This window comes from Paenibacillus sp. B46(2026), assembly GCF_056786355.1.
The window spans coordinates 5,392,077-5,403,941 of the sequence record NZ_CM165907.1 but is presented as its reverse complement, the minus strand read 5'-3'; the positions used below and the strand labels follow the sequence as shown (position 1 = coordinate 5,403,941).

The 11,865-nt window shown below is 45.3% G+C and carries 12 protein-coding genes; 8 read left to right on the top strand and 4 right to left on the bottom strand.

Annotated elements, in window-relative coordinates; genetic code table 11:
* The first annotated feature begins 20 nt into the window (after positions 1-20).
* From cntE to AC1S8V_RS24000, 4 genes are all read left to right on the top strand, one after another.
* Complete coding sequence (gene cntE, locus AC1S8V_RS24015) at positions 21-1,253, top strand: staphylopine family metallophore export MFS transporter CntE (RefSeq protein ID WP_482071067.1); 1,233 nt, start codon at positions 21-23, stop codon at positions 1,251-1,253.
* A 529-nt stretch (positions 1,254-1,782) separates the two neighbouring features.
* Entirely contained in the window at positions 1,783-2,979 is a 1,197-nt protein-coding gene (locus AC1S8V_RS24010) for a GTP-binding protein (protein WP_482071066.1), read from the top strand.
* A gap of 320 nt (positions 2,980-3,299) precedes the next feature.
* Positions 3,300-3,569, top strand: a complete 270-nt coding sequence (gene rpsN, locus AC1S8V_RS24005; protein WP_036605831.1) for a 30S ribosomal protein S14 — start codon at positions 3,300-3,302, stop codon at positions 3,567-3,569.
* A 43-nt stretch (positions 3,570-3,612) separates the two neighbouring features.
* Positions 3,613-3,948: a DUF3024 domain-containing protein gene (locus tag AC1S8V_RS24000; protein WP_482071065.1), complete on the top strand. Its 336-nt coding sequence runs from the start codon at positions 3,613-3,615 to the stop codon at positions 3,946-3,948.
* 116 nt (positions 3,949-4,064) lie between these two features.
* Here the strand turns inward: AC1S8V_RS24000 and AC1S8V_RS23995 are convergent, their stop codons facing one another.
* The 3 genes from AC1S8V_RS23995 to AC1S8V_RS23985 form a co-directional block, all read right to left on the bottom strand.
* On the bottom strand, positions 4,065-4,313 hold the full coding sequence (locus tag AC1S8V_RS23995; RefSeq protein WP_482074572.1) for a helix-turn-helix transcriptional regulator: 249 nt from the start codon (positions 4,311-4,313) through the stop codon (positions 4,065-4,067).
* A 229-nt stretch (positions 4,314-4,542) separates the two neighbouring features.
* Entirely contained in the window at positions 4,543-5,142 is a 600-nt protein-coding gene (locus tag AC1S8V_RS23990; RefSeq protein WP_482071064.1) for a hypothetical protein, read from the bottom strand.
* Between the two features lie 304 nt (positions 5,143-5,446).
* Complete coding sequence (locus AC1S8V_RS23985) at positions 5,447-5,629, bottom strand: hypothetical protein (RefSeq protein ID WP_482071063.1); 183 nt, start codon at positions 5,627-5,629, stop codon at positions 5,447-5,449.
* A gap of 334 nt (positions 5,630-5,963) precedes the next feature.
* Between AC1S8V_RS23985 and AC1S8V_RS23980 the strand changes: the two genes are divergently transcribed.
* Positions 5,964-8,036, top strand: a complete 2,073-nt coding sequence (locus AC1S8V_RS23980) for a beta-galactosidase (RefSeq protein WP_482071062.1) — start codon at positions 5,964-5,966, stop codon at positions 8,034-8,036.
* 139 nt (positions 8,037-8,175) lie between these two features.
* On the opposite strand, the gene AC1S8V_RS23975 is transcribed toward AC1S8V_RS23980, so the two are convergent.
* On the bottom strand, positions 8,176-9,207 hold the full coding sequence (locus AC1S8V_RS23975; RefSeq protein ID WP_482071061.1) for a substrate-binding domain-containing protein: 1,032 nt from the start codon (positions 9,205-9,207) through the stop codon (positions 8,176-8,178).
* 242 nt (positions 9,208-9,449) lie between these two features.
* Between AC1S8V_RS23975 and modA the strand changes: the two genes are divergently transcribed.
* The 3 genes from modA to AC1S8V_RS23960 all read left to right on the top strand — a co-directional run bounded on the left by modA (position 9,450) and on the right by AC1S8V_RS23960 (position 11,611).
* The gene (modA, locus tag AC1S8V_RS23970; protein WP_482071060.1) at positions 9,450-10,322 is read left to right on the top strand and encodes a molybdate ABC transporter substrate-binding protein; all 873 of its coding nucleotides are present in this window, start codon (positions 9,450-9,452) and stop codon (positions 10,320-10,322) included.
* Positions 10,319-11,005 (top strand): molybdate ABC transporter permease subunit, encoded by a 687-nt coding sequence (gene modB / locus AC1S8V_RS23965; protein ID WP_482071059.1) that lies wholly within the window; start codon positions 10,319-10,321, stop codon positions 11,003-11,005. The genes modA and modB overlap by 4 nt, the downstream gene beginning before the upstream one ends.
* A 273-nt stretch (positions 11,006-11,278) precedes the next feature.
* On the top strand, positions 11,279-11,611 hold the full coding sequence (locus AC1S8V_RS23960; protein ID WP_482071058.1) for a hypothetical protein: 333 nt from the start codon (positions 11,279-11,281) through the stop codon (positions 11,609-11,611).
* The last annotated feature ends 254 nt before the right edge of the window (positions 11,612-11,865 follow it).

The window sequence follows — 11,865 nt, the reverse complement described above, 5'->3', positions numbered from 1 at the left end:
GAGAAAGTGGTGACGAACGTTTGAAGTCTTCAATGACGGCAACATCCAATGGAAAATTAAATCCGGTATCCTTTTCGTTTATCCGGTTTTATATGCTGGCTTTTTTGTTTTTTGCGGCGAATTCAGCTTTGACGATTATTCTGCCTCTGAGAAGCGAGGCCGCAGGGTTGAATCAGGCCGAGATTGGTCTGATGATGGGGGCATACATGTTCACCTGTATGCTCCTGAGACCTTTTGCAGCACAGCTTCTTGGCAAACATGGACCGCTTCGTGTGATGCAATGGCTCCTGCTTTTGCACGCCGGGACGTTGCTGCTGTTTGTTGTTTTTGGTGTGGAGACATATCTGTGGTTGCGGGCTCTGCAAGGGGTAGCCACGGCCTTTTTCTCCATGACGATGCAGGCAGGCATTGTAGAAAAGCTGGAGGACAAGGACCGGGCACAAGGGTTGTCCATGTACACCCTGTTTACGATGGTTCCTTCTCTGGTCATTCCGATCCTCGCCATACAAATCTGGGAAAATGCCAGTGATCTGGCGTTTACGCTGCTGATGATCGGACTGGCGGCTCTGCCACTTCTGATTGGATATAATGTGGATCTGCCGCGGAGTACCGTGCAGAACAAATCGTATACGCTAGGCGATATGTTGCGTTCATTCGGCGGCATCTGGCGCAGTACACCACTGCTGATCAGCAGTGTGGTGATGTTGTTTGCGTCCTGCGTATTTGGGGCAACAGCGACCTTCCTTCCGCTGTATATGGTATCCACCGAAATGGCGAGTGCAGGGGTGTTTCTGACGATTCAGGGATTGGTTGTGATCCTGTGCAGGTTTATTTTGCGTAAAAAAATTCCGTCCGACGGTAGCTGGAATACCTGGCTGATGGCAGGGTTGATGCTGTGTGCAGCATTGGGGACCCAGTTGCTCAGCCTAATGGAGACCATTGGGTCACTGGTGTATCTTTCCGCGGTGTTCAGCGGTTTTGCCCTGGCATTGTTGTACCCGACATTAACCACATATCTGTCTTTTGTGCTGCCTGCGGACTCCAGATATGTACTCATGGGGATCTTCATGTCCTCGTATGACCTTGGATTCTCTCTGGGGGGACTGGCGATGGGACTCATCGTGCAGGTGAGTTCATATTCGACCATGTTTATGATCTGCACGTTGCTCTCTATTGCAGCGATGATTCTGGTGTTGGTGTTCAGGCAACGCATGGAAGCGGGGAACAAGGGCGCATCTGTGGTGTCTATATAAATTGAACCAAAGAACATTTACACGGATCACTCCGATGACAGAACAACCTTCCGATCGCTGTTATCCCCAGATTTTTTTGATTCTTTTTTATAAAGGGAAAATCCGGCGACAGCGTATACTTCCGAAGCAGCTTTCTTCCAGAAAGCTTGTAGCTCCGCTTCTTCAGGTTATTTCTGTCCTCTCCGTTTCGTGTAAATGTTCAGTTCAATCTATATAGATGTTATGTGTTGATTCTGTCGCGGTACAGGCGTACTTCGAGTTTATATTGGTATAGTCCGCTGTCCAGCCTATCCCGCATGTATTACGATATTTACAGAGGAGGTTTATGACTCACTTCTTGCCAAAACGTATCCTCAGGATGCGAAAGTGCAAGGGTAGGTCATCAGCCTTTTTTTTGTTTTTTTGCAGGTAGAATCAAAAAATAGTTTGACAACAACCGTCGAACAGGATTATAGTCATTGTTGTTAATCGTAATAATTACTATTAAATTCTGAATTACACAGACTGCACATATAAGGAGTAGAGATCTATGACACAAAAGCAAGTGCCGGTAACCGTACTGAGTGGTTACCTCGGTTCAGGGAAAACAACCGTTTTGAATCACGTGTTGAACAACAGGCAAGGGCTCAAGGTTGCCGTGATTGTCAACGACATGAGTGAGGTCAATATTGATGCTGCGCTGGTTAAGGGGGAGGCAACCTTGTCTCGAACCGAAGAGAAGTTGGTGGAGTTGTCGAACGGCTGTATCTGCTGCACCTTGCGGGATGATCTGATGCAAGAGATTGAGAAGCTGGTGAACGAAGGCAAGTATGACTATATTTTGATCGAATCCACCGGAATCAGTGAACCTGTTCCAGTTGCACAGACCTTTACATACGCCGATGAGGAGTCGGGTATTGATCTGACTAGTCTGGCCCGATTGGATTGTCTAGTAACGGTGGTGGATGCCAATCGATTCTGGCATGATTTTGGATCAGGACAGAGTCTTCTGGATCGTAATCAGGCGACCGGAGATGAGGACACCCGTGACGTCGTAGACTTGTTGATCGATCAGATCGAAACCTGTGATGTACTGCTGCTGAACAAATGTGATCTGGTCGATGACACCGAGCTGAACAAGCTCGAAGGCATCATCCGCAAGTTACAGCCTAACGCCAAGATCATTCGGACCGAGAATGGACAGGTGAATCCGTCTGAGATTCTGAATACAGGCCGCTTTGACTTCGAGAAAGTGAGCATGTCCGCTGGATGGATTCAGGAACTTGAGAAGGAGTCGCATACCCCGGAAACCGAGGAATATGGCATTGGTTCCTTCGTCTATCGCCGCAGAAAGCCATTTCATCCTTCTCGTCTGTCTGAGTTCATGAGTTACTGGCCGGAAGAAGTGGTACGTGCCAAAGGCTTAGTATGGCTCGCGGCTGAAGGGGATGTTGCTGCAAGCCTCAGTCAGGCAGGGCCATCCATTCAGTTCGGTCCTGCGGGACATTGGGTCGCGGCGTTGCCGGAAGCGGACAAAGAAGAGATTTTACGTAACGAACCGGATGTTCTGGAGAAATGGGATGCCCAGTGGGGAGATCGTCAGACGGAGCTTGTCATGATCGGGATCGAAATGGAACGTGCGAGCATTGAAGACGAGCTGGACCAGTGCCTGCTCAGTGATGAAGAGATGCTAGCCGATTGGGGGCATTTCGACAATCCGCTGCCATGGCCTGTGGAAGTCGTATAACTGGGAAATTGATGGTTCTGAATTTGGAGTAACGCTATATAAGCACATCTATATCAATTGAAGTAAACATTTACACAAAACGGAGAGGACAGAAAGGACCTGAAGAAGCGGAGCGTTCGCCTACAAGCTTTCTGCAGGAAAGCTACATCGAAAGCATACGCTATCCCCGGATTTACCCTTTATAAAAGGAATCAAAAAAATCTGGGGATAACAGCGATCGGAAGGTTGTTCTGTCATCGGAGTGTGCAGTGTAAATATTCTTTAGTTCAATTTATATAGATAAATAGACATAAATTCAATGGATAAAGGAGCTGTAATACATGGCTAAAAAATCTAAAGTGGTACGTGAGAAACAACGTCAGGCCATAGTGGCAAAATATGCGGACCTGCGCCGGGAGCTGAAGGAAAAAGGGGATTACGAAGCATTGCAGAAATTGCCACGGAATGCATCTCCGACTCGTTTGAAGAACCGTTGTGAAGTGACAGGTCGCCCGCGGGGTTATCTCCGCAAGTTCAAGGTATCTCGAATTAAGTTCAGAGAACTGGCTCATCAAGGTCAGATTCCTGGCGTAACAAAATCCAGTTGGTAAAATGATAAACGGCTGGTATTTTGCTGAAAGGATGTGCATCTTCATGCTGGACTTGTTTACGTTACGAAGAATTCAGTCCGTTATGAACGGCTATATTCATGAGAAGGTACCTGCGCCACTGCGTACGATGGTGAGGTTGACATATGAGATGAATGACAATGAATTGATCCTGACCGAAGAAAGACCTGCCGAAGAACGGTATCAATGGGACAAGATGCACATAGCCCGATTTTACTGGGAAGAAAATCAGTGGAAAGTGTATGCCAGAGATGAACAGAGCAGCTGGAATCCGGTAGAGGTCATTACACCTTGTTCCGATTTTGAGAATGTGCTCGAGCAGGTTGAACGGGATGAGGCCGGGCTGTTCTGGCGTGAGTGAGGCTGACGAGGACGAAGATACAAATGAGCATATATGAAAAATGAGCGAAGAAGACTCTGCATGTTATGTGCAGAGTCTTCTTTTACGTCAGCTTGATCATGGAATACGTGCCGTGCCTATAACGAATGATTGTGCATCATACGGAATTGCATAGGCGTTACGTTTTCCTGGGTTTTAAAACATCGGATGAAGTAGCTTGACTGTGAAAATCCCGTTTCCAGCGTAATTTGCTTAATGGAAAGGTTGGTTGTCGCGAGCAGCTGTTTTGCATGTAATAACCTGGATTCCATCAGGAATTCCGGGAAGGAGATTCCGAATGTTTGACTGAATTTGCGGCTAAAGTAGGGTGTACTGTATCCGGCAATTCCGGCAGCGTGGTCGAGGGAAAGAGAGAATAAACTTCCGATTGCTCCACCTTAAATCTGGCGATTTAAGCTATTGGACGGAATATTAAATTGCCTTGATTCAATGTCTGCATATTAATTGGACACTTTAACCGGGATTAAATAAAGGTTCGTTGTCTCTGATTTAGAGACGACGAACCTTTATTTTTGAATCATGAGATAATGCTAGTTAGAATGTAGTGCTTCAAAATTAATATGAGAAACTAGTATAACCTGGTGAAGCCTTTTCTAGGTTTGCACCAAATCCAACAGACATTGATATTTCAGCACTACTCTTGCCGCCACTAAAACCAACTGTTATATCTCTAGCAGCAATTTCTACGTGACCATACTCAGCGACCACATTTGCGGTACCGGTTTCGTTTGGTTTATAGACTTTCGCAATCAGGAATACGGAATCATCATTGTTACCAAGTCTAAGATTGACATCATATGAAACGCCTTTTTCAGGGTCAACGGTACTTCTTATCGTATTATTGTAATTACTAACAATCCCGTTATAAACATAGGAAGAGTCTGAATATAATGTGAAATCATCAGACCAGGACAACGCTATTTTATCAGTAAATTCAAAGAAAGGGGTTTCAATCCAATCTCCTTCTGCCACAAATCTGAAATTATCATAGCCGGACCCTTTTTCAGTAATTCTTTGGGCAACTACTGTCATTTTAAAGTCAGAAGTTGGCATTGTCATTGGTACCATTATGTCGGGATTCCCAGTATCTAAGTTTCTTTCAACTTCTTGAATACTGACAATCTCTCCATCTTCTTTATTTAATTCACTCAGCATCGCGTCACTAAGTATACTAATATCATTTGGTGAAACTGTTTCACTAAAATCAAGTGAGTTAATCTGTTGTTGTCTTTGTGGTACGCTAGCATCAGCAGTTCCAGTGGATACTCCTGTAGTTAGAATTAGAGCGAGTGCAGTGATACATGCTAGAACTTTTGCGTTTTTAATTCATCAATTTCCCTTTTTTTAGAAAAAATTAACTTACTCTAAAAACATACTTCACTTTCCTGAATCTGTAAACCACTCTTTTGTAAAATCTGTAATTTCCTTCAGTGAAATGTGAACGGATATTCACACAATTTTAGTCTCTATCATTATTTTGTGTAAGTAGGTTTATCTTTTCATTGATTTCATTAATATCTAAATAAAACTTTAGAAAGAAACCGATTAATATTCCTATGCCAACTATTAAACCTACTGTCCCTAAAAGAACGAGGATATATGAAATCACACAACCCAGTAAAATTAAACCTATCAACTTCATTGCTAGTCACTCCTCTGAAATTATGTTTTTTCCTTAGTTTACTATACCTTTATTTGGAATATTTATCAAAAATAATAGTATCAGTATGCAAATCGAACAGACATCGATTGATGAGAATTACAGTTGGCCTAAGTATTGAAGAGATTACGAAAGAGAACATATAAACAAGAAGCCTTGGTCTTTATAGCCAGGGCACTTCTTGTTATAATTTGTAATGGACAACTGGTGAAGTAATAGCTACTGCACAGAAGATAATACAATATCCAAAATCACAGTCTCTGCGAACGCATGCGAATACAGGAGGCAATATGGCAGGTTAAGGGGGCAATTAAAGGTGGCAAAATCAATCCAAATAAATGAGTTAAAAATGGGGGTCTGTTATTACCCTGAGCATTGGTCGGAAGCGTTGTGGGAGGACGATTTCCGTAGAATGAAAGAGATGAATATCACAGTTATTCGGATGGCTGAATTCGCATGGTCCATCTTTGAACCGGAAGAAGACCAGTTTGATTTTAGTTTTTTCCAGAAGGCACTGGATCTGGCGCATCAATACGGCTTGAGTGTTATTTTGGGAACACCTACTGCAACTCCACCAGCATGGTTAACATCAAAATATCCCGAAGTATTGAATGCGAATAAGGATGGGGTATTGTATCAACATGGCATGCGACGCCATACCAATTACAGCAGTCCAATCTACAGACAGCAATGTGAAAAGATCGTACGCAATATGGTGATCGCCTATAAAGACCATCCGGCTGTCATTGGCTGGCAGATCGATAACGAATTCAATTGCCATATGGATGTTTTCTACGCTGAGGCAGATCATGTCGCCTTTCGTGAATGGCTTAAAAATCGTTATGAGTCGTTGGAGAATCTGAACCAGGCATGGGGAACCGTTTTTTGGAGTCAGACCTATACCGACTGGGAGCAAGTTCACCTTACCCGAAATATGGTTAGTCCATCGCCCAATCCTCACCTGGCATTGGATGAAAAGAGATTCATATCAGCCAATACGATTTCATTTGCCAAGCTTCAGGTGGATATCATTCGGGAACTCGATCCGGAACATTGGATCACGACTAACGGTACGTTCGGACACTTGGATAATCATGAAATGACAGAGGACCTGCTGGATTTCTTCTCTTATGATTCGTATCCGCAGTTTGCCACGATCTTTCCAGGGACAGACGATAATTCATTGCAAGACCGGGCATGGAGCATGAAGTTATCCAATGTACGCAATATGTCACCGAACTTCTGCGTCATGGAACAACAGTCTGGACCAGGAGGTTGGGTAGATAGTATCGGTATGGGTACGCCAAGACCTGGACAGATCCGATTATGGTCATATCAATCCGTTCTTCATGGTACGGATCTGCTTGTATACTTCCGCTGGCGGACAGCAACGTTCGGAACCGAGATGTATTGGCACGGGATTAATGACTACCATAATCAACCTAACAGAAGAGTACGCGAGGTTGCACAAGTGGGTGAAGAGTTTGCCAGAATAGGGCGCGTTATTGCGGGGACTACATATCAAGCTGATGTTGCGATCCTGCAGGATTACGATAACATCTGGGATGGAGAGCTGGACGAGTGGCACGGCCCGCTTCATCAACAGAGCGTACGCTCCTGGTATAAGCAGCTCCAGTATCGTCATATTCCGACGGATCTGGTTACACTGCAACCAACGACAACACTGGAGGCGTTATCCGAATATAAGGTGATCATCTATGCTCACCCGGCCATCATGACAGACGAGACAGCAGAACTGCTGCAAGCCTATGTCAGTCAAGGAGGGACTCTGTTTTTCGGTGCGCGCACCGGTTATAAGGATCTCAAGGGGCATTGTTATATGAGACCGTTCCCAGGGGCTGTCGCTGAGTTGTGTGGTGTAACCGTAGAGGACTTTACATTAATCAAAGGAACCGTTTCCGCAGCCAAACTGCAATGGAGTGGAGCGAGTGAGCGACTTCAGGAGGGAACGTCAACGGCCGGATTTAACGAAGTTCTTCAGGTGGAGCATCCTGACGTGCAGGTCATGGCTGAGTACGCATCCGAGTACTATGCAGGTAATCCTGCTTTGACCAAACGTGCGGTAGGTCAGGGGCAGGTATGGTATTATGGGGCGGCTTACAACGAACCGGTCGTAGATGCTATTTTAGGTGAAATAGAGCTATCTTCGCCAGTGGATGACCTGATAGAGGTACCGTCCGAAGTTGAACTTGGTATCCGTTCTGGTAAGGATAAAGCCTATGTATTTTTACTCAACTATTCGGATCAACAAGTGCCCATCAAGCTTAAGAAGCAAGCAAAAGAGTTACTATCGGGTACAACAGTTCAGGATGACATCAACATGTCCGCGTATGGTGTATTCATCCTGGAGATCGATTTACCGCAATAAGGAGCCTATTCTTTAATATAATGAATTATATATAGAAAGAACCACCAAAAACGCCTTGCAGCCATTGCAAGGCGTTTTGTATATGCATTGTGTGCAACATACGTTTAGCATGGACTATCATGGGATCTATTTCGTATGACTACGCTTCGTACAAAATTTCACCTGTTCTGGATACATCATATCCCTCAAATGACTGCAGTTCCTGCCTGAACTCCGGCGATTGTAGAATCTGCAGGACCGATTCGGTCCAAGCTTCATTGCCTTGTTTCCTCAGCATGACCAGATCATAGCGTTCCTGAACGAGTGGGATAAAATCAACCTGTCCCACAAGTTTCGCAGCCTTCTCAATACCGACTCCGACATCGGCTTCACCCGAACTGACTTTGGCAGCCACGCCCATGTGACTGGTTTCTTCCACTTCATATCCGTTCAGACCTGCGGCAGGAATTCCGTGCAGCCGAAGTTGTTCATCCAACAATACTCTCGCCCCAGAACCTTTCTCCCGGTTAACCAATCGCAGCTCAGGCTTGTTAAGATCGTTCCAATTTTGCAAATGAAGCGGGTTGCCGCGCCCAACGTACAATCCTGCAGGTCGGGACAGCAGATTCACCACAACATAAGACCGTCCCGTCAAAATTTTGCGAATGTACGGCAGATTATATTCACCGGTATCTCCATCGAGCAGATGGGTGCTGACCAAGTCGGACTCGCCGCGATACATCGAGATAAGTCCATCCAGACTACCCATGAACGAGCGGAGCGGACGAATGTCCATAGTCTGTTTCTCCATATGTCGCATCAGAATATCCAGACTGACATCCTGACCTGTAATGACCAGATGCCGTGGCGTACCTGTCATCACATGCCCAGACATTGCTGGCGCAGATCCGGCGGGGGGTGCTGATTGCAGGGAAGTCCCCTGGGAATCACTATGACCGGGTTGAGTCCCGGATGCCGAGGCCTGATCCGAAGTCGGGATGCGCAGACCTGGGGATTGGAGTTGCTTGGAGCGACGTTTATATGCCTCCAGATCGGCGCTATCAATTCGCATTTGTTTACCCACACGGTATGCGACGAGGTCTCCCTTTTTGATCAGGTCATAGACCGTCAGTTTCGATATTTTGAGCAGCTTGGATATTTCTTCCGTTGTGTAGGATTGCTCCTCCGTCATAAGTGAAGATCCTCCTTCAAAGGTATAGAGCAATTTAATTATGGTTTTGTTATAAATGTTTCTTGTACTATACCATTAATTGAGGGATGCCATAAACCTGAGAACAGGGAAGAAACGCATAGGACAGATAACAAAAATCAAATGTGAATGAACTCACCTTCCCATTTTAATCGTCTTGTGTATAATTAGTTATAATCAATTATATCTAGTTATAACCAAACATAACATTGGGGGATAAATGTATGAGCAAGAGGATCGGATATGTTTTGGGAAGTATGTCACTGGGACTGGCTCTTGTATTGGCTGGTTGTGGCGCAAGCACGGGGACTACGGATACGTCCACGGGTGCAGAACAGACGACTTCAACGCCAGCGGCATCTGGTGAAAGTTCATCAGCAGGCAACACCGATCCGCAGGAAAAGGTAGATCTGACGATCTCTGCGGCTGCCAGTCTGACGGATGCCATGAAGGAAATAGAAACGAACTTTGAAACAGTGAATCCCAATATAGAACTGAATTTTAACTTTGGCGCATCAGGTGCCTTGCAACAGCAGATTGAACAGGGGGCACCGGCTGATATCTTCGTGTCGGCGGCAATGAAGAATATGAGTGCGCTGATGGATGAGAACCTGATTGCATCGGGCGATCAGAAGAACTTGCTACAGAATTCACTGGTGGCAATAGTGCCAGCAGATGGAACCCATACAGTAACCAGCGAAGCGGATCTCACCAGCGATTCCATCAAGACAGTAGCGATTGGAATTCCGGAAAGTGTGCCTGCGGGAACCTATGCCAAGGAAGCTCTGACGAATGCCAAGCTGTGGGATGAACTGGAAAGCAAGCTTGTGCAAGGGAAAGACGTTAGGCAGGTTCTTCAATATGTAGAGACAGGCAATGCAGATGCAGGATTTGTATACAAAACAGATGCGCTTACTTCAGATCAGGTGAACATTGCGTTTGAGGTAGACAAGAATAACTACACACCCGCCAATTATCCGGTAGGTATTATTGAAGGAACGAAACATCGTACGGAAGCCGATCAATTCTATACGTATTTGCAAACCCCTGAAGTACTTGATATCTTCGCAAAATACGGATTCTCCATTCCGGAATGAATGTGAACGCAATAGACTGGTCCGTATTCTGGTCACCGGTGCGTTTGTCACTTCAGGTTGCGCTGTTATCCAGTGTGGTGGCTGCCGTGCTGGGCATTGCTATAGCCTGGAAGATGTCACGCACTTCATTTCGGGGGAAGGTTTTGCTGGAAACAGCATTTATGCTGCCACTAGTTCTTCCCCCGACGGTGGTCGGATTTCTGTTGCTTGTCATATTGGGACGTAAGAGTCTGTTAGGACAATGGATTGAAGCGATATTTGCTGCACCGGTTATTTTCTCCTGGTGGGCTGCGGTGATTGCTTCGGTGGTAGTTGCTTTCCCGTTGGTGTATCAGACGATGAAATCGGGATTCAGTGGTGTGGATCGTGATCTGGAAGATGCGGGGCGTTCGATTGGGGCGAATGAATGGCAGGTATTTCGTTACATTTCCCTGCCGCTCGCAGGCAGAGCATTGATGACCGCCTTCATCCTGGGCTTTGCCCGTGCACTCGGGGAATTCGGAGCGACATTGATGATTGCAGGTAATATTCCAGGCAAAACGCAAACGGTACCGACGGCGATCTATGTCGCTGTGGATTCGGGCAATCAGACCATGGCCTGGGCGTGGACCATTTCCATTATCATCATCTCGTTTATCATGTTACTGATGACCAGACAGCAGCGAGATGGAAAAAATGACTGATTTTATATGCATCAATATTATATAAAACATGACGAAAAACCCGTGTTAAGGAAAGTGTTTCTTCCTTAACACGGGTTTTTATTACAGATTTCATATGCACCAATATCAAACAGTTAACCGAATTAGCCCTAATGGAAATGTAAAGCTAATTTAACATAAAAAAATAATTTTTTTTCCAAAATTTAACCGTTCAGTACTCGCTTTCAGGGGGCTTGTTCCTGTAAGATAGAAGTGACTGATTCCAGCCAAGTACTGAAATAAGGAGAGACGACGATGAACACTAAACCTGATTGCGGCGTTTCGTTGCAAATCGATGACTATCTGGATCTTTTGCATTTTGCCATCCAAGTTCAAGATCAGGAATGGCAGCAATCCCTTATCCACCAACTCAAAATATTTCAGACGGCGACGGAGCAGCAGCGCACACCTGAAGAAGAATTATGGACACGGTTTGATTATATCAACAGCAAACTGACAGGTCTTTGCCATCAGATTCATGCCGCTCATTCCATAGATGAACGCAAGAAATTCGAGGAACGCATCGGGCTCTTGCAATTACAGCGATTGGAAGTCGCACGTAAAATTAAATGGGCGAGTCGCAGATAGATGAGTCATGTAAAACATCAAGTTATGTAATATCAAAATGAACCAATTTAATTAATAAGATTCATACAGGATGAAGCCATCCTCCAATCGGGTATTGGGGATGGCTTTTTCGTGTACTATAGAGAACAGCCTATGGCAGACGCTAATCTTCGCCACCTCCCACGTACTTGAGGTATATATCAGTCTTTCGCCGTTGCAGAACGCAGACTTCGCAGATGGACCTACTCGGTACAGGAACGTACTCGCCAATTCCT